This window comes from Microcoleus sp. MON1_C1, from assembly GCF_036701945.1.
Classification (GTDB): Bacteria; Cyanobacteriota; Cyanobacteriia; order Cyanobacteriales; family Microcoleaceae; genus Microcoleus.
In genome coordinates this window covers 31,052-49,410 of sequence record NZ_JAUBRO010000014.1, presented here as the reverse complement: position 1 = coordinate 49,410, position 18,359 = coordinate 31,052, and the positions used below count along the sequence as shown (strand labels likewise).

Here is an 18,359-nt window from a genome sequence, read left to right as displayed (position 1 = left end):
TGGGAGAAGCTTACCGTAACAGAATCAAAGGAGAACGGGGTGAGAATATCGAAAAGGCGATCGCATTTTTTGAAGCAGCTTTACAAGTTCGTACCCGCGATGCTTTTCCCCAAGATTGGGCGACGACTCAAAATAATTTGGCAAATGCTTACAGTGAGAGAATCAAGGGAGAACGGGGTGAGAATATCGAAAGGGCGATCGCATTTTATCAAGCAGCTTTACAAGTTCGTACCCGCGATGCTTTTCCTCAAGATTGGGCTCAGACTCAAAATAATTTGGCACTTGCTTACAGTAACAGAATCAAGGGAGAACGGGGTGAGAATATCGAAAAGGCGATCGCATTTTATGAAGCCGCTTTACAAGTTAGTACCCGTCCTGCTTTTCCCCAAGATTGGGCGACGACTCAAAATAATTTGGCAATTGCTTACGGTGAGAGAATCAAGGGAGAAGGGGGTGAGAATATCGAAAGGGCGATCGCACTTTATGAAGCAGCTTTACAAGTTTACACCCGCCCAGCTTTTCCCCAAGATTGGGCAAAGACTCAAAATAATTTGGCACTTGCTTACAGTAACAGAATCAAGGGAGACAGGGGTGATAATTTAGAAAGGGCGATTAAATGTCATAAAGAAGCTTTAGAATTTCGCACTCCTACCACCTTACCCCTTGACTGTCTGCAAACAGGGCGAAACTTAGGCAATTTAGGATTTGCCGAAAGCTTGTGGGAAACAGCCATCTTCGGCTACGAAAAAGCCATCGAAGCAGTCGAACAAAGCCGCGAGTGGATAACATCCGACAACCGCAAACGAGAAATCATCGAAGAAAACCTCAACATCTACGAAAAAATGATGCAATCCTGCATCAACCACCAACAATATCACAAAGCAGTCCAAACCGTAGAACGCAGCAAATCCCGCTACCTAGTCGAACTCTTCACCAACAGCGAAATCTACCCCAAAACAGCCACCGACACTGAGAAACAGCAACTCCAAAACCTGCGCCGCCAAATCGCCGCCTCCCAACAACTGCTAGAAACAGAAACCCCATCTCCTCCCCCTCTTTCTCCCCCCCTTACCAAGGGGAGGCCGGGGGGGGTTCCCGAAGACTCTCCCTCACAACGCACAACCCAAACCCGCAGCCTCAGCCCCGAATATTTCCAACAACAAAAAGCCAAATTAGAAACAACCTTACAGCAACTAACACAACTGCTGGAACAGATAAAACAGCGAGAACCAGAATTCTCCCTAACTCAAAAAGTCCAACCCATCAACATCACCAAATTCCAACAAACCTTAGACACTGAAACAGCAATCATAGAATGGTACATCGGCAATAACTCCAACTCCGAGGATAGCTGGGGCGGATCTGCATTTATCCTCACCCGCGACAGCATAAAGCCAGTCACATATACCACAACCGAAATAGCCGAATTAGAAACCTGGAAAAACAACTATCTCGACGAATACCGCGACAAAAAAACCAACCAAACCTGGCACAATACCCTATCCCAAAAACTCCAAAAACTCTCAGAAATCCTGCGACTAAACGAGATAATCGCCCACATATCCCCCAACTGCAAACAACTAATCCTAGTACCCCACCGTTACCTGCACTTATTCCCCCTCCACGCCTTACCATTCACCTCAGAGGGCGGGCACGGGGGCACCGCCCCTACGAGGTACTTGTTAGACTGCTTCCCCGCCGGCGTGAAATACAGCCCCAGCTTGCAACTGCTGGAACTCGTAAAAAATCGCCTCACCACCAGAAAATCCACCCCACCACATCAGCAACAACTATTTGCCCTCCAGAATCCCACCGAAGATTTATTCAACGCCGACATGGAAGTAGAAACCATCAAAGCCCGATTCAATCCCCATCAAATTTTACTCAAAAAACAAGCCACAAAAACCGCCCTCAACGACAACAGAGAAAACCTCTCAAACACCAGCTACCTGCACTTTTCCTGTCACGGCGTATTCAACTTTGACAATCCGCTGCTGTCATCCCTAGTCTTAGCCGATTCCCTGGAACCGCAAACCTCACCCCCGCCCCCAGAGTCAAATCAGCCCCATGAAAAACAGCGCTATGTCACCCTACGCAGCGGCAGAAAAGCCATCCCAGAAAGATGCCTCACCCTGCGAGAAATCTTTGCCGATTTGCAGTTACCGCAGTGCAGTCTCGTCACACTTTCCGCCTGCGAAACCGGGTTAACCGACTCAACCGCAATGACGGATGAATACATTGGTTTACCCAGCGGTTTTTTGTATGCGGGTAGCATGAATGTTGTCAGCAGTCTGTGGGCTGTCGATGATTTTGCCACTGCAATTTTGATGATTAAATTTTATCAAGAATTGCCGGATGCAGATTCAGTAGCAGTCGCTTTGAATGCGGCGCAAAACTGGATGCGCGGCGTGAGTATTGAGGATTTTCGAGTTTGGGTAGAATTGTTAAATTTAGATAAAAAATCTAGACAGAGTGTGGAATTGTGGTTAATATCTTCGAGTGAGGAACAGCCGTTCCGCGATCCGAAATATTGGGCGGCATTCTGTGCGACGGGATATTAAGTTAGGCGTGCCATCATAATTTTGTATGGGCGGGTTTTACAAACAATATATAACGATGACCAACAATCTACATAAACCCGCCCCCACCCCACCAATAACCCACATCAACCTGAAATTTGCATCAAATGTTAAAATGTAGGTCATGATTTTTCGTTGCGTGGGGGCCGGTTTGAGAGATTGTCGATTTCAGGCAATTATTGTTACTGAAAGCTGCCCCCACAAATTTATATCTTTTCATCACGGGAGTAATTACAATGGAACCTGACAAAGTTATCACTATCTTTCTCAAATGGCTGCACGAAAATCCGGGTATCTTCACGCCTACAGCATGGAAAAATTTACCCCAATTAAAGGAAGAAATAGCAGAATCCGCAGATGATGAATTGTTTCCCATTGCTTTTACTATCAGCAAGTGGTGTGGCAAGAATGGATTGGGAGAGAAATTAAGAGAGAGTCTGCTGCGGAAAGATTTCGACGATGCGGGCGAACCCACCCCAAGTACAACACCGCCACTAACCAATATCACTCAAACTCTGCGTACCAGCATTGAAGATAGCTACAAAAAGCTTCAATAAATCGCAGCAAATAATCAATCAGATACCAGCAATGACTCCAAGTAGCAAAATCTATGCCCCCAACGTTTATTTATTTGCCTTTCACCTCTGCAAAGCCCTAGAATCCGAGTCTAATTCCCCTGTGGAGTTCGCCAGTTTGTGGCAGAAGTGCGATGAGATTTTGCAAACTAAATTAGCAGTCACTACAAAATTTAATGACAGCTATTTGCACAAAAAAGAGGAACCTGTCGGCTGGCGAGTTAACCTGATTAATAAACAAGTTGTTGGAAACCGTAATTCCCTTGCCTTTGCTAAGGAGATTTCGGTTGAAAATCAGCCAATTACTCTCAAGGGTTTTGCCCTACCGCTGCGAATGGATGACAGCTATGCCCTGGGTTTAAAAATTTTTGTCCCTGAAAAACTTAACGGCATTAAAACACCTGCTGTCGATGTTAGCATCTTCAAGGAGTTTAATCCAGATAACTGCTTGCTGCCGGATTTCGTGCAGAGTTATTTCGGGCAAACTCTGCTGCTTACAGCTTGGCTGAGTGTCGAACAAAATCAGGCGGCGCGGGCAGATTCACAGTTTCTCCAAGCTTTAGGCAAACAGTGTCTGGAAAAGTTGATTTCTGGTCAAAATCTGCCGGATTTTTACCGTCAAGGCGAGTTATTCGCCAGTCCGATTTTGGAGTATCGTAATCCGAGTCAGCCCGATAGTTACTGTCACATTATTATCTGGTTTTTCAACAGTTCCGCAACTGATGAAATCTGGGATGAGACGCGGTACAGCGATTTTATGGATTTGTTTTTATACCGAAATAAGATTTTTCGCGCTTATCACGACAGCCGCAAGCTTTACCAGGTGACTCGCGAGGAATACAGACAAATTGAACTGGCGATTGACAAAACTTTTAAGTATTTGCAGCGAGATCAAGCTCAGCAAAGGCAATCGAAAGGTGCGGGTTTAAAGGAGGAGGAATTAGAACATCTTAAACGTCAGATGATTGAGATGCCACCTCGGGCTGTGAAGTATTCCCGGATGCTAATTGATTTGGAGTTTCGCCAAAATACGATCGCCATTCACGCCCAAAATTACCAAGATAAATTAAATAAAATAAGTCTTGACATCAAAGCAGCTAAAAAGTACGATGATAGTGATGCCGATTTAAGTTTCCTCGCAGCATTCAGTAAAGAAACTTGCCCGCAGTTTCAAAGGCAGATTCAAGCAGATTTAGGCTATTTCAAACACGGTTCGGGCTTGCTAGACCAAGCAACCGAGGCAATTAGAGCTATTGTGGCGATCGAAGAAGCTTATCGGGATGCGAAACTAGAGGTAACGCTTCAAGCTGTCGGCTTTGGTTTGGGAGTAGCCGGGGTAGTGGCTGGCAGTTCTCCTTATTTAATTACACAAGACCCGCCGAATCAAATAGTTGCTTTGCCTTTGCCTTTCCTGAAGGTGGGAATTAATTCTTTTGCCTTCGTATTGTTGATTAGTATCGGTGCGGGGTTTGGGGTTTCGCTTTTGGTTATGTGGAGTGCCAAGTTCAAGAATCTACTAGGTAAGTTCAAGAATCTACTAAGTAGAAATAAACAGTTGCCGCCGCCATAATCCCGGTTCCGGGCGGGCAAATCACCCGCCCCAGAAAAAGATTGAGCTTAATATTGAGGTACAGATGGGTCTACTTCTTCACTCCAAGCAGTAATCCCGCCCTTAACATTAATCCCCTCAATTCCAGCTTCCTTCAAAATCCCCAAAGCCTTCGCAGAACGTCCGCCCATTTTGCAGTGTGCAATCAAGCGGTGGCCGTTCAACAATTCCTTGACCTTAGCGACACCTGCGCCGTGTTCGATATCCGGCAAAGGAACCAGAACCGACCCAGGAATTTGACAAATTTGATACTCGTTGGGATTGCGAACATCTAACAATACAAAATCCTTCGCACCGCTGTCGATTAACTCTTTAAGTTCTGCGACAGTCATCTCAGGAATTTGCGTTTGCTGACTTGCTTCCTGCGCTTTTGATTGAGGAATGCCGCAGAATTCTTCGTAATCGATTAACTTTTCAATTACTGGGCGTACTGGATTCGGCCGCAGTTTCAATTGCCGGAACGTCATATCTAAGGCATTGTAAAGCAACAGTCTGCCGCTCAAAGTAGTGCCTTGACCCAAGATAATCTTGATAGCTTCCGTTGCTTGGATAGAACCGACAACTCCGCACAAAACGCCTAAAACGCCGCCTTCTGCACAAGAAGGAACCATCCCAGGAGGCGGGGGTTCTGGGTACAAATCGCGGTAATTCGGGCCGCCTTCGTAGTTGAAAACTGTTGCTTGCCCTTCAAATCGGAAGATAGAACCGTAGACGTTGGGCTTGTTTAAAAGCACGCAAACGTCGTTCATCAAATAGCGAGTCGGGAAATTGTCCGTGCCGTCGATAATGATATCGTAAGGAGTGGCAATGTCGATCGCATTTTCCGAACTAACGCGAGTTTCGTACAAATCAACTTGGCAAAAAGGATTAATTTCTAAAATCCGATTTTTAGCCGACTCAATCTTCGGTTTCCCAACCCAAGAAGTGCCGTGAATTACTTGCCGCTGCAAATTAGAATGGTCTACAACATCAAAGTCTACAATCCCAATGCGGCCAACACCGGCGGCTGCTAAATACAGCAGCAGCGGCGAACCGAGGCCTCCCGTACCGATGCAGAGCACGCTGGCAGCTTTGAGACGCTTTTGCCCTTCCAATCCAACTTCTGGCAGGATCAGGTGGCGAGAGTAGCGTTCGTATTCTTGTTTGTTGAGCTGGATCTCGTCCAGATTAGGATTTAGCATGATATTGTGTGTAGCGCAGATTTTGAATTACATCCTATCTGAATCTTTCGCATTTTTGCGTGTTTGTTATTTTTACTAATTATTTCTTAATCTCAGTCGGTTCCACTAGGCGAATTTCCTCTGCTTGAAAGTTCCCCTCTCCGTCAAGACTCCAACTGCGGAGGTCTTCCGAACAGCCTTGTCGGACGGACACAATGATGTAAGAGTATTCGGCCCAGGCCAATGTCCGATCGCACTCTGAGGGCACTGCGGGACAATCCGTGTGAGAATGATATATACCGATAATATCCAGAGTGCGATCGCGCCCATGTTTCATCGCCCGCAACATATCTTCGGGCTTAATAGCATATCTGCGTCTTTCTGTCAATCCTTTTTGTTCAGGCCAATTCTCCTCAGCCTCAGCACTCCAAGCATTGTCAGTCGCCCAAACTTCTACCAAAGTTTTAACACCGCCAGTAACTCGACCGAGCAACAAACCGCAGCATTCTTCAGGATAAGCGCTTTCGGCGTGGGTACGCATGGATAAAATATGAGAGTCGGAAAGTGCGATCGGCTGCATAGGATTTTATTGTAGATTGTTTTGTAAAGTGCGATCGGGCTTTTTTTTAAACGAACCGCGAAGACGCGAAGGACACGTTCGGCGAAGCCGTTCCCTAAGGGTATGAAGACAAGATAAGGGAAGAGAAAGAACTCACAAAAGTAACCTCATTAATTACCTGCACTTAGATATCTAAACGTTAGATTTTTCCACTATTTCTCACTCCTATTCTCTGTGTCCTCTGCGCCCTCTGCGGTTCATAAAAAAGTTACTGTAGGGTGCGCCCGGTCGCGCACCTTACCCCTTAGTTAATGTAGCTATTTAGCCCTCAATTGCAATCAAGTTGCAATTAAGAGGGAGTTTGCTGCAACTCAGGTCGCTCATCTGGAACGATCGCACCTTCGACAGGACAAACCTGCAAACAAATGCCGCAGTCAATGCAGGTATCAAAATCAATCCAAAACCAATCAGTACCCTTGACATTTTTGCCAGGGCCGGGATGAATGCAAGCAACCGGACAAGCGCCAACGCAATCAGCAATTCCCTCGCAAATATTCGTAACAATAGTGTGTGCCATAGTGTTCTCTCAAAACATTTTAGGTAGATAGGGAATTAGCAATTAGTAATTGGCAAAACCTTCTCTGAATCAGCAGGATACATAATATCATATCGGGTGATTTTTAACCAATTACCAACTACTAATTACCAATTACCAATTAGCCTAATTTACCGTTTCAATTGTTGGCAATCCTTCGGCATTTACCCAAGCAATTTGAGCAATTCGTCGATCGCGCGCGTATTCCCGCGCCGACTCTGCTGTCTCCCAACTCTCTAAATCTATTTCCACCCGAACTAGGTGAGTAGAGTCTCGGAGTTTGCGAGCGTAAGCAAACGCGGCTGCACTAGCTTCAGGAGTTTGAGCCACAACCAACCAGTCGCTAGCTGGCGTCTGGCTGGGCAATTGCCCCTCTGTCAGCAAAACTTGGTGCAAATCTTCAATATTCAGACAAAACCCGATGCCGGGGGAATTTTGCCCTTGCGGGTCGAACAGTCCCAACAGTTGGTCGTAGCGTCCCCCTTGTCCTAAAACTCGCTGTCCTGTCTTGCTGCTGCTGACAACTTCAAACACAATTCCAGTGTAGTAGTCAAATGTTTGAATTAAACTCAAATCGAGGTGAATGTGAGATTTTAGATTGGGAATTTTTGACTGGCATTGGTGCAGCAATTCGATCGCCGATTTGAGATTGTTTAACGCGGCTTGCTGCGGCAAATCTAAATCCAGCTTGGCAACAATTGGCAACACCTCTTCTGGGCGGCCGCGCAAGTCAAATAACAGCAGAGCTCTTTCTCGCAATTCGGTTGACAGCGGCAAAGTTTCCAAGGCAATTCGATCGAGATTGGCGATCGCCCCCCGAACTTTTTGGCGCACGTTTGGCGGAAACTGTTCTAGCAATGTTGCAGTCAAGCCCGCTTCTCCCAAAACCAAATGCCAGTCATCAATTTCCAAGCTCTGCAAGCACTCAGACAGCAGCAGCAGCACTTCCGCATCTGCAACCGCCCCCCCCGCGCCTAGGAGCTCTACGCCAGCTTGATAGAACTCCTGTTGCCCGCCTGAGCCAGTATCTGGGCCTTTGCGGAACACGTTAGCATTGTAGTAGAGGCGCTGAGGCTGCCAGCGAGTCCCGGCCATCCGCATTGCAGCCGCCCGGGCGATGGATGCTGTCAATTCCGGCCGCAAACCAAGTTCTCCATCCTCGGCGTCTTGCAGTTGAATTAAGGTCGATCGGTCGATCGCACCCCCAGCCATCAATGTCTCCAGCCTTTCTAGAGTAGAGGTAATAATCCGGTGGTAGCCCCAGCGGTGAAAAACCTGCTGCAAGCGCCGTTCGATCGAAATTTTTTGAGCAACGTCAAGGGGCAATAAATCTCTTGCACCGGATGGGGGTTGGTGAACCATATCAATTTTAGATTTTAGACTTTAGATTTTAGATTGGGCCCAGAAGCTTAGCTTTATGGACGGTGTTAAAGTCGAACCAGGCAAGCTTAACATTCGACTTTAACAAATTAAGGTGTCATATCAATTTTAGATTTTAGATTTTAGATTTTAGATTGGGCTTAGAAGCTTAGCTTTAGGGAACGCGGTTAAAGTCGAATCAGGCAAGCTTAACCTTCGACTTTAACAAATTAAGGCGTGATAGCGTTTTGGTTTGCATGGGAATAATCATTTTCCCGGTCAGTGCAAGCGTCCCGCTCTTTCTGGAGCACCCGCGATCGCGGGACGCTCATATTGACGGTATAATTCCGACTGCGATCGGATGTGATCTCACCCAGTCTTGATTGTTTAGAGCGAGATCACTTCACTGCTGAGCAGTTTACCAATTTCTAAATATTCCTGACTCACAACTCACAACTTCTTACTTCTTCTTCCCGCCAAACAAACTTGCAAAAAATCCTGGTTTATCATCACCTTTTTTGGCCTTTGCGGAAGCTTGTTCCAGCTTTTTCTTAACCTCTAAAGCCGTCGGTTCTTCAGGATTTGATGCCAAAGCTTTGTTCATCTCAAGTTTTGCCATTGTGGCTTGATTTTGTTCAACGTAACACATTGCTAACATAGCGTGAGCCTTGCTGTATTTCGGATCGCGTTTCACCCCTTCTTTCAACTCTAAAATTGCTTTGGCGTAACTTTTGCTGTCCATGAATCCTTGAGCTCGGCGGCAATAGGGTTCGGCCGGCGAGTCTGGGCGCGGCTGCGTTACTTGAATTGGGGTTGGGGTTGGGGTTGGGGTTGGGGTTGGGGGGTCTGTTTTTTTTAGCCGTTTATCGTCGGTTGGGGGTGGTGGCGGCGGGGTTGCAATGCCACGCTCTTTTCGCAGCAGGTAAACCATGTTAAGTTCGCTAATTTGATTTATCGCCTCTTGCGTTTCCTTAACTGATTCGTACTGCTTGAGAGCGAGTTTGCTAACTGCTGTTTTGTAAGCTTCTTCCCAATTTTGAGCGGTAGCTAACTGTTTGGCTGCTTCGCTTTCAATTTGCATTTTCGCCTGTTCTTTAACGACGCGCTTGCCGATGGCTGCTAATAGCAGGCTGTATTCTTTGCGATCGCTTTCCTTGGAGAATTTGTTGTAAGCCGGATTGACTACTTTTGACAAAAATTGGTTAGCCCAATCTTTATCGGCTTGGCTTTCAAAAGAGCAAGTATCCGAATGCAAGCGGCGGGCGATTTTCATGTAGCGCTTGCGGATGTCGTTAAACTCGGCGTCTAAGGGAATTCCCAAAATTGCGTGCTGATCCGTAAAGTCATACTTGAACAGCCCTTTTGTCATTTCAAAAGACATAACTTTTACTCTTCCTTTCCTGGCTTTTCACTATTCTTTAATGTAGCTTGAGTCAAGGGGTTGTGACCCCCGTACTACCCCCGATCTATTGCTGGGGGGCGCTACTTCCAAGAAGATAAGGGAGGAACGGCTAGCAGTGCGCCGCTGAGTTCGGCGTGTATTTTGCCGTTTGTGGCCAAAATCCGACCCGAGTTCATCTCAAAGGCACTACCGTCATAAGCTGTAATTTGACCTCCGGCTTCGGAGACGATGACTACACCTGCTGCTACGTCCCAAGGGGCGAGTCCCCGTTCCCAGTATCCGTCCGATCGCCCCATCGCCAGGTGCGCGAGGTCTAGGGAGGCGGAACCGCTGCGCCGCACGCCTTGGGTGAGGTGGGTGAGGTGACAGAATTCGGCATAGTTATTGTCTGCTGTTTCGCGCCGATCGTATGCAAAGCCGGTGACTAGCAAGCTGGTTCTCAATTCTGAGATTTGGGAAACTTCGATCGGCGAACGGTTGCAGGTTGCTCCCAATCCTTTGCCTGCCCGAAACAATTCGTTATGAAAAGGGTCGTAAATTACTCCAATTTGTGGTATGCCGTCGATTAAAAGTCCGATCGACACGGCCCAAAAAGGATATTGATGAGCATAATTGGTGGTACCGTCCAAAGGGTCGATCGCCCACAGGTATTTGCTAGTTGCATCCCCTAATTTGCCGGATTCTTCGGCGAGGATGGCGTGGTCGGGTACGTGGCGACCGAGAATTTCTAAGATGACGGCTTCTGAGGCTTTGTCGGCTTCTGTTACTAAATCGCCCGAGCGACCTTTTTCTTGAATTTTTTCTAATTTTCCGCAGAAAGATTTCAGGACGGAACCGGCGGCTAGGGCTGCTTCGGTGGCTATTTCTAAGAAGTTTTGCAGTTGAGTGTCAGTCATTAGGAAGAGGGAAGTACGAACCGCGAAGACGCGAAGGACACGAAGGAAGAGGGAAGAAGGAAGAAGGAAGAAGGAAGAGGGAAGAAGGAAGAGGGAAGAATGAAATCATTGCTCATTAGTTATTAGTTATAACTGAGGAGTTTTTAGTCCTTGACTAATGACTAATGACTCATGATTATTTCCGATTTTGCTGGCGAAATTCTGCGGGAGTTTGGCGCAAGGCTCGTTCTGGATTCCACAGGCCTTTACCCATGAGTCTCGCCCATTCTTGAGCGTTCACGAGGCGCTGCTGATATTTGGTGTTGGGCGATCGCACTGATGCCAGGGCATAACCTTCTTTGATTAGCTGTTCGTTGAGCAAAATTTTATCTTGCCACAAGTAGGCTAGTTTGCGATCGAACTGGTCTTTCTCTTGGATGTCGGATTCTAACAATACCTGTTTTCCCCCAATTAGCTGTTCTAGTCTTTGTTTGGCTGCTTCTCCCCAAGGCTGCTGTTTTAAATCCGGCGCATCAATACCAATCAGCCTGATTTGTTCTAATAAGGCTATTTTGTCGGCTGTACTGATAACTTCGATTGTTTGGCCGCTGATGGCCCTTTCTACTTTGGCGATCGTACCTTGGGGAATTTCTGGTTTTTGGCAGCTAGCTAGCAACAGACAAAGGGCGATCGCACATAACCGATAAAGCATGGATAATTGGTAGTTGATAATTTATCAAGTTGCCTTATTCTTCATCCAACGGCAAACCTGCTCTAACTTTACCTTTGCCGAAGTAACGGCCGAATTGCAGTTCGTACACTTCGTCTTCGTCTTGCGTCTCTACCTCGATGTTGGAACGGGGATAGCTGACGCACAGCAGGGCATAACCTTCTTTTTGCAGTTCCACAGAAAGCCCCATTGCTTCTGGCTGGTACAGTTCCCCCGACTTGACGCGCACCGCACAGGCGGTACAAGCGCCGTTGCGACAGGAAAAGGGCAATTCTACTCCTTGGTTTTCGGCGCTTTGGAGGATGTAGCGGTCTTCGGGTACTCGCACGGTGTGGCGATCGCCTGTCTGTCTGTTATGAATTTTAATTGTGTAAGAGTTAGTCATGGAATTTTAGATTTTAGATTTTAGATTTTAGATTGGCGTTGGCGGGGCAAGATCCTTGAAATGAATGGGTTTGCGACCCCGGGAGGAGAACCCAAGCCTGCCCGTTTCACACCCTACCCATATTAAACAGCAAATTTATGTCGTTACCCCTTCCCAAATCAGATTTGTTCTGCTAATATAGTTTAGCTGTGGCTAAATGAATGAATTTAGCCCTGGAGAGGTGGCCGAGCGGTTGAAGGCGCACGCCTGGAAAGTGTGTTTAGGGCAACTTAACGAGGGTTCGAATCCCTCCCTCTCCGTTAAACAAGCTGTTTAGGCAAAAAAACAGCTTGCAAAAAAAATCTCTGATATGAGATAAATACTTTGATTAGAGCGAGATCCCTTGAATTCTTTTAGAAAAACCAAGGGATCTCGCTTTTCAATGTTGGAGTGTAATTTAGGGCGATCCGCCGACAATAAACGCCCCCATATAATGCCAATAGTAGAAAACCATAGTGCCGCTCCTACACCAATCGCCAGCGATATGGTCTAGGAGCGTCACTTAATTGTTTTTTCCAAATTTATCTTTGAACTAATCATACCTTAATTCAGCAACGCCCAAGGGTCAGATGCCTCTGGCATGGGCATCGGGCATCGGGCATGGGTAATAGTTAGTGGTTACTGGTTAGTAGTTTTTCTAATCACAAATAACCAATGCCCTATTCCCAATGCCCAATTTCCCATGCCCAATTTCCAAATTAAATGAACAAGCTAGGTGAGATTTTAAAATAATCGCCTAGTGCCTTAGCTTGTGCCTTGCTAATCGCTCTTTTCCCATTCACAACCTCAGACACCACACCGCTCGATCCAATGATACCTACCAAGTCCGCTTGACGGGTGCCGCTGGATTCCATGATGTGTTGCAAAATTTCATGAGGCTCCGATTTGTCGATCGGATAATTTTCCGTCTCATAAACTTCAATCAGCGTGACTAACAACTTGTATAAAGCTCTCTCCTCTGGAGTGAGGTTTTTAGCGAACGTTAGCCGTTCTGCCACAGCCAGGAGGCGATCGTATTCCTCTTCGGTTTCGATCGCCCTAGGAGCAATTTCTGCAAGCAATTTGCTATAACTGGCTCCATCAAAAGTAAGTATCATTTTTCCATTTGTCTTTGTCGTATTCAGCGTGGGTTAGGAAATATTTGTAGAAAATAGTTTGCTCCTCGTAGTTGATGCCGACAATCAGGCGATATTCGTTGCCTTTGATATTAAAGACGGTGAAGTTTCCTACGGCTTCGGCATCCCGGTAAATCTTGCGAACATCCTCCAAATTCTGCCATTCTGCTTGCTTGACAGTTGCGTTCCAGCTATCAATTTGATTTTTGACATCGGGATACTGGGCAGCATCTTTACGGAGGTTGCGGATCGAGATTAAGTGCATGAGTTTTTCTTTTATTTGTTATTTTCTTGTGCATAACTTTCCCTTTGTTTCCCTTTGTTTCCTTTTGTTTACGTTCGTTTTTCGCTTGACTTTGCTTGGCTACTCTGCTTATACTCTCATTTTGAGAGGAAAATGTCAAGGCCCGATCGAGTAAAAATTCTTTAACGCACTCCAAGTGGGTTTTGTCTGTGTAGGCGCGGTTGGAAACCGCAGGCTTTGTCTTTAATCCCACTCTTCCTCTCCCGACTTGATCCTCATCGTGTAAAAAAGCTTCTAGCAGCGTGGTTGGGGCGAGATCCTCGCAAATCAGAGTCAGCGTTTTAGCAGAGGCTCTACGCACGACAGGGTTGGGGTGATGTGCTAGAGCTACCAGCAAAAAAGGAGTTGCAGGTTTGCCAATTGAGCCGAGAGTTTTGGCTAAACTCAGCCTCACCATTCCCTGCGAATCTCCCATACATTCGACCCTCTTTTTGAGCAGTTCGCTGTCGTTGGGATTGAAAGTTGCGAGGGCCATTTGCTCCCTCACCGTTTGCAGCAAAGCGTCGCTTTCTGCTGGATTAATTGCTGTTTGAATATCAGTCAGGTAATTTTAGATTTTAAATTTTAGATTTTAGATAGAGGTAATTTCTATCGAACTTAGCATCAGCGAGATTTGCCCCTGTGAACGAAGTACCCTCAGCATTTCCAATCTCTCGAACAATAGCCGAGAAAGACACAAACGCAAACCAAAGATATAGCAGCGACAGCAAACCGAAACACATACCGCAAAACAGGTTTTGAGTGCTCAGAAAAGCGCTCGCCGTTGCACTGAACAAAAAAGCCGCTGCGTAAGTCGCCACACTTCCTGCCGATGCGATCGCCACCTGTGCAAATTGGCCGCGAATCCGGGAACTCACAAAAAACATTAACACCCCGCCGAGCGCCATTCCAGCAAGAGCAGCCTGGGAATTATTATTAGTTGCAGTGCCAGCATAGAAAAATCCCAACAAAGCTCCTGATAGAATAGCAGAAATGGTTCGTGCCAATCTACCCGCTGAGGTTTTTGGCTGTTTGCTGGCGATCGCCGAAGCGAAACCAGCAGCGCTCAAAACCCCGTACAGCAACAGAACAAAAGGCCAACTGCGAGAGTCCGATATTTGTCCTTGAACTCCCAAAATCAGTCGAGTCAGAACATCGCCCACAACCAAACAAATCGCGATCGCCCCAGCACTCAAAACAGCAATCTGTCGCCGAGAAAGCCCGATTTTTGCACCTAGAAAATTCGCACCCGCTAACTGAGCATTTCTAAAATTGCAGCCTCGAACATCCGCACCGCTGAAATCAGCACCGTTAAGAACTTGTCCTTGGAACGATCGATTTCGTAAAATTTGATTGCTAAAATTATTGGAATCCGAATACTTCATATTAGTACAGGATGCTGGAAAATATATAATAAATCTGTCAGTGTTCCCGTCCCCCATCTCAAATCTAAAATGGTATGACTGATCGACCCACTCTCAAACAAATTTGGCATATTCTCGGTCTCGGAATATTGCTCGCACCAATACTACTCTACAACATTCCCTACTTTTTGCGTCCCGAACAAACCAACGAAGCCCGATCGCTCTTTCAAGGAATAGACTACCGCAGGGAATTTCGGACTAATCCGCGTCCCACCCTAATTCACATTGTTAGCATCGACCTAAAAGCGCCGGGAATAGGAATTTTTGTCACTCCCGGAAACCCAACACCCGATTTAACAGAAACCAATGCCCGCACCGCTACTGAATTCCTGAAAGAATTTAAATTGCAATTAGCAGTCAACGGCAATTTTTTTTATCCCTGCATCGAGAAAACACCTTGGGATTACTATCCCCGCAGTGGCGATCGAGTAAATAATGTCGGACACGCCATTGCCAAAAGCCAAGCTTATTCTCAACCAGATCCAGGCTTTCCCGCCCTTTGTTTTGATGCCAAAAACCGTGCTCAAATAATCGAAAACGGCACTTGTCCTGCGGGAACAGCCTATGCAGTTGCCGGAGATACTTTGCTGGTGAAAAATGGTCAACCCCTAGCACAAAGTCAGGAAGAACGCAAACAGGATAAACCCTATCCCCGTGCCGTTGCGGCGATCGACAAAACAGGCGACAAGTTGTGGTTAATTCTGGTAGACGGCAAGCAGAGGCTTTACAGTGAAGGGCTGAAATTGAGCGAAATAACTGATATTTCGATGCAGTTGGGAGCCGAGACAGTGCTAAATTTAGATGGCGGCGGGTCGGTAAGTTTTGCAGTAGCATCGCCGTCAGGAGCGAAACTGTTGAATGCTCCGATTCAGAATAAAATTCCCATGCAAGAACGTCCAGTTTCCAATCATTTAGGATTTTATGCGCGGGATAATTAGGTTTTTTAATGGCACTTTTATCTTTGAAAAATGGGGTTAAAAATGATTCTATTCTGCACTCCGCCCAAGCCGCTGCTTGTAAAAAATCGGCTGTTAAAACCTATTTAAAAAAATAAAGGATGCCTCCGCCTACTCAAATAAATAGGGTACTGATTGCCTTCATTACTAATACAAAAGCTCGCTTAAATACCCACAAAATTTCTGATTCAGCAGTGAATTTTTTTTAAATCTGCCCAAACTCCGGGAATAATTGCTAAAATTGTAAAGAAAAGTAACAAAAATATATAATTGGCTTATGAAAATTAGCGAAATCCAAGCAGCGCTGCAAAGTTCGGATTCTCAAGACAGGCTGCGGGGGGTAACGGCTCTGAGAAAGTGCGATTCTGCGGTGGCGCTACCGATGTTGCTGAGCAAAGTGGACGATCGCGAGTTTATGGTGCGATCGTTCGTGGCGATGGGATTGCGGCAGATTCAAACTGCGGAAGCTTTTGCGGCGCTGTTAAAAATGATGCAGTTCGATCGCGATCCGAACGTGCGAGCAGAAGCCGCTAACTCTTTGTCAAGGTTCGGAACCGAGGCAATTTCTCATTTAGTCGAAGCTTTTCGCCGCGATGACAATTGGCTCGTCCGCCGCAGTATCATGGCTCCGCTGTACGAAATGCAGTGTCCTGATGCAATATTTGAAATTTGTGCGATCGGTCTTCGCGGCGAAGATGTACCAGTTCAGGAAGTAGCAATTGACGGATTTGGTCTGCTGGCCAATACTCAGAAGCAAGAAGAGGCTTTGCAGCAATTATTACCTCTTGTGAGCGCGGATTACTGGGGAATTCGGCTGCGAGTTGCTCGCGCGCTGAGCAAATTTGACAATCCTCAAGCTCGCGCTGCTGTGAGCTATTTGGCAAAAGATCGAGATCATCGGGTTGCAGGTGCGACTTTGGAAGCTTCGCTGTAAAACAAGGGCTTACAAGATCGAGCAGACATTGGTAGCTGCTCTTAAACTCTTAAACCCGCCCCTAGATTAGCCGGATCGCGCTGCCCATCCCCAATTTATCAATGTTACGGATACAGTGCAGACAGAGAGCAGGCTTCGGGATTGTTTAGCAGTTATTTCGGTCACGAAAGGGCTGAGAAATTTGTTGAGAAATTTTTGTTTGAAGATGCTGTGCCTTTAGCTGTAACCGCGAACTCGCGATGACCACTAAGTTTACATATATTTCTCAAAAAAACAAGTTCGCCGTAATAAATTTAGTCATGACTACAAACCTCTCGATTGAGTAGGTAAAATCTCAAATCTCAAATCTCAAAGAGACAAGAAAAAAACTTGATTTTTTACTATCAACCTGTAGATTTAGGAGGTAAAATCTCTAATCTACAGGTTGATATCATTCTTGCTCAGCCTTTTTTAGATGCGGCGATCGCTAAAATTAAAAATTGGTTAGACTTACAGTATTACCCGATTCCACAAGGGTTTGAGCTCAAGGAAGCTACAGTCGGGAAAGGAAAAAAACAAACTCAGGAAATCGTAACTACCAGTTAGGCTTTTGCATCCCCGAATTTGCAGCAGTTTGGGGTGGCTCACGTTAAGACGGCAGCTTGCAAGTTCTCAATTTTGTGATATTCCCGCATCTTAACTTTGATTTGCCGTTTTTTGGCGCGGATTTGGTAACGCTGCCGGGTTGCCATTTAATTACTTTGGATATGCAGCCTCTGTTTGGCGGCGACGCTCACTACCAGGCTAAGTGTACTGGGCATCAAACATATTTTTCAAGCTCATCAACCGCACCTTCCCTGGGGTGGCGGCTTTCCAGAGGAAGCGAAGCAGTTTTTCTCGTGGCCGTTTCTGTGCACTCGCGCCAAGGAAACGGAAGTTGTGGAAACTCGCGTTTTTGCAGCGTTCAAAGACTATGTGGCGGGTGATTTGGATTTGGTCGATCGCGCCGAATCGGTGACATCGGGCACAAAGTTAGATAGTATCTGACAAGCTCAACTGTGCTATCTGCGGTATCGTGCCTAAAAAAACTCGGCCGAGGGAATGTTTAAGTGGTTCTACGGCGAGGAATGGACGCAAGAGTATATTCAAGGATTTTTGTTCAATTGGGAACGGAAGCTGGCACAATTGGTAAGTAACAAGAATTAATTTTAATAGAAGCTTCAGCCACTACACTAATAAGTGTAGGTTGGCATGAGGAAAATGCCAATGGTCAAAAAAAATCGCAATGTAGTTAGTTCCAATTCAGAGAGTAAAGTCAAAGTCGGACTTTCGCTGACTTCTTCTAGTGCCGATCGATTAAACGTGATCGCTCGAAAGCTAGGAATATCAAGGTCGGAACTCCTAGAACGCTTGGCACAAGGCGCTCTGGATATTTCTAAGGACAAGACGGAAGTTACTGTCACTTGGAAAAAAGGTGAAGAAACGCAGGTAGAGACCCCCGACTTGCAAGGGGAAACAGCCGAAGAAAGCGAAATTAATGACGCTGTAACGGCAGAAACTCTATCGGACTCGGTGAGTGTAAAGCCAAATCCGCTGCAAGAAAGTTACGAAAGTTTACAGCAGCAGTTGAGTGAACGCGAAAGTTCGATCGCTTCTTTGCAGCAGCAATTAGCTACCGAAAAGCAAAATCTCGAAAGCCAATTGCAGGAAACAGTAGCCAAGTCAAGTTACGAAAGTTTACAGCAGCAGTTGAGTGAACGCGAAAGTTCGATCGCTTCTTTGCAGCAGCAATTAGCTACCG

The 18,359-nt window shown here is 46.2% G+C and carries 20 protein-coding genes, 1 tRNA gene and 1 pseudogene; 10 read left to right on the top strand and 12 right to left on the bottom strand.

The window, feature by feature from the left end:
- The 3 genes from QUA62_RS10175 to QUA62_RS10165 form a co-directional block, all read left to right on the top strand.
- Window positions 1–2,561 (top strand): CHAT domain-containing protein (locus QUA62_RS10175; RefSeq protein ID WP_333403731.1); only part of this gene is annotated, 2,561 nt, incomplete at its 5' end.
- 254 nt (window positions 2,562–2,815) lie between these two features.
- Window positions 2,816–3,136, top strand: a complete 321-nt coding sequence (locus tag QUA62_RS10170; protein WP_333403729.1) for a hypothetical protein — start codon at window positions 2,816–2,818, stop codon at window positions 3,134–3,136.
- A gap of 31 nt (window positions 3,137–3,167) precedes the next feature.
- Window positions 3,168–4,724, top strand: a complete 1,557-nt coding sequence (locus QUA62_RS10165; protein WP_333403727.1) for a hypothetical protein — start codon at window positions 3,168–3,170, stop codon at window positions 4,722–4,724.
- Between the two features lie 47 nt (window positions 4,725–4,771).
- Here the strand turns inward: QUA62_RS10165 and moeB are convergent, their stop codons facing one another.
- The 8 genes from moeB to QUA62_RS10125 form a co-directional block, all read right to left on the bottom strand.
- The gene (moeB, locus tag QUA62_RS10160) at window positions 4,772–5,944 is read right to left on the bottom strand and encodes a molybdopterin-synthase adenylyltransferase MoeB (protein ID WP_006635692.1); all 1,173 of its coding nucleotides are present in this window, start codon (window positions 5,942–5,944) and stop codon (window positions 4,772–4,774) included.
- A gap of 79 nt (window positions 5,945–6,023) precedes the next feature.
- Window positions 6,024–6,503 (bottom strand): M67 family metallopeptidase, encoded by a 480-nt coding sequence (locus tag QUA62_RS10155; protein WP_333403725.1) that lies wholly within the window; start codon window positions 6,501–6,503, stop codon window positions 6,024–6,026.
- Between the two features lie 328 nt (window positions 6,504–6,831).
- Window positions 6,832–7,059 (bottom strand): indolepyruvate ferredoxin oxidoreductase subunit alpha, encoded by a 228-nt coding sequence (locus tag QUA62_RS10150; RefSeq protein WP_006635695.1) that lies wholly within the window; start codon window positions 7,057–7,059, stop codon window positions 6,832–6,834.
- A gap of 144 nt (window positions 7,060–7,203) precedes the next feature.
- A complete protein-coding gene (locus tag QUA62_RS10145; RefSeq protein ID WP_333403723.1) occupies window positions 7,204–8,439 on the bottom strand; it encodes an ATP phosphoribosyltransferase regulatory subunit in 1,236 nt (411 codons plus the stop codon).
- Window positions 8,440–8,896: 457 nt separating this feature from the next.
- Window positions 8,897–9,817, bottom strand: coding sequence for a tetratricopeptide repeat protein (locus tag QUA62_RS10140; protein WP_333403721.1), 921 nt, complete (start codon window positions 9,815–9,817; stop codon window positions 8,897–8,899).
- Between the two features lie 101 nt (window positions 9,818–9,918).
- Entirely contained in the window at window positions 9,919–10,734 is an 816-nt protein-coding gene (locus QUA62_RS10135; RefSeq protein ID WP_333403719.1) for an inositol monophosphatase family protein, read from the bottom strand.
- 175 nt (window positions 10,735–10,909) lie between these two features.
- Window positions 10,910–11,425: a thermonuclease family protein gene (locus tag QUA62_RS10130; protein WP_333403717.1), complete on the bottom strand. Its 516-nt coding sequence runs from the start codon at window positions 11,423–11,425 to the stop codon at window positions 10,910–10,912.
- A gap of 34 nt (window positions 11,426–11,459) precedes the next feature.
- Complete coding sequence (locus QUA62_RS10125; RefSeq protein ID WP_333403715.1) at window positions 11,460–11,828, bottom strand: 2Fe-2S iron-sulfur cluster-binding protein; 369 nt, start codon at window positions 11,826–11,828, stop codon at window positions 11,460–11,462.
- Window positions 11,829–12,042: 214 nt separating this feature from the next.
- On the opposite strand from QUA62_RS10125, the gene QUA62_RS10120 reads away from it, so the two are divergent.
- A tRNA-Ser gene (locus QUA62_RS10120) sits at window positions 12,043–12,127 on the top strand.
- 438 nt (window positions 12,128–12,565) lie between these two features.
- Here QUA62_RS10120 and QUA62_RS10115 read toward each other — a convergent pair.
- The 4 genes from QUA62_RS10115 to QUA62_RS10100 form a co-directional block, all read right to left on the bottom strand.
- The gene (locus QUA62_RS10115; protein ID WP_333403713.1) at window positions 12,566–12,964 is read right to left on the bottom strand and encodes a transcriptional regulator; all 399 of its coding nucleotides are present in this window, start codon (window positions 12,962–12,964) and stop codon (window positions 12,566–12,568) included.
- Entirely contained in the window at window positions 12,948–13,247 is a 300-nt protein-coding gene (locus QUA62_RS10110) for a type II toxin-antitoxin system HigB family toxin (RefSeq protein WP_333403711.1), read from the bottom strand. Before QUA62_RS10110 ends, QUA62_RS10115 begins: the two co-directional genes overlap by 17 nt.
- On the bottom strand, window positions 13,216–13,761 hold the full coding sequence (locus tag QUA62_RS10105; protein WP_333403709.1) for a HEAT repeat domain-containing protein: 546 nt from the start codon (window positions 13,759–13,761) through the stop codon (window positions 13,216–13,218). The genes QUA62_RS10110 and QUA62_RS10105 overlap by 32 nt, the downstream gene beginning before the upstream one ends.
- A gap of 82 nt (window positions 13,762–13,843) precedes the next feature.
- Window positions 13,844–14,650, bottom strand: coding sequence for a pentapeptide repeat-containing protein (locus QUA62_RS10100; RefSeq protein ID WP_333403707.1), 807 nt, complete (start codon window positions 14,648–14,650; stop codon window positions 13,844–13,846).
- 74 nt (window positions 14,651–14,724) lie between these two features.
- Here QUA62_RS10100 and QUA62_RS10095 point away from each other — a divergent pair, with 74 nt between their 5' ends.
- From QUA62_RS10095 to QUA62_RS10070, 6 genes and pseudogenes are all read left to right on the top strand, one after another.
- Window positions 14,725–15,627, top strand: coding sequence for a phosphodiester glycosidase family protein (locus tag QUA62_RS10095; RefSeq protein WP_333403705.1), 903 nt, complete (start codon window positions 14,725–14,727; stop codon window positions 15,625–15,627).
- A gap of 295 nt (window positions 15,628–15,922) precedes the next feature.
- Window positions 15,923–16,579, top strand: a complete 657-nt coding sequence (locus tag QUA62_RS10090; RefSeq protein ID WP_333403703.1) for a HEAT repeat domain-containing protein — start codon at window positions 15,923–15,925, stop codon at window positions 16,577–16,579.
- 369 nt (window positions 16,580–16,948) lie between these two features.
- Window positions 16,949–17,164: a hypothetical protein gene (locus QUA62_RS10085; RefSeq protein WP_333403701.1), complete on the top strand. Its 216-nt coding sequence runs from the start codon at window positions 16,949–16,951 to the stop codon at window positions 17,162–17,164.
- A gap of 74 nt (window positions 17,165–17,238) precedes the next feature.
- Window positions 17,239–17,313: pseudogene (locus QUA62_RS10080) on the top strand (phycoerythrobilin:ferredoxin oxidoreductase); the annotation flags it as partial.
- Window positions 17,314–17,338: 25 nt separating this feature from the next.
- Window positions 17,339–17,605 carry a hypothetical protein gene (locus QUA62_RS10075; RefSeq protein WP_333403699.1) on the top strand — a complete coding sequence of 89 codons (267 nt, stop codon included), beginning with the start codon at window positions 17,339–17,341 and terminating at the stop codon, window positions 17,603–17,605.
- 219 nt (window positions 17,606–17,824) lie between these two features.
- Window positions 17,825–18,359 (top strand): ribbon-helix-helix protein, CopG family (locus tag QUA62_RS10070; protein ID WP_333403697.1); only part of this gene is annotated, 535 nt, incomplete at its 3' end.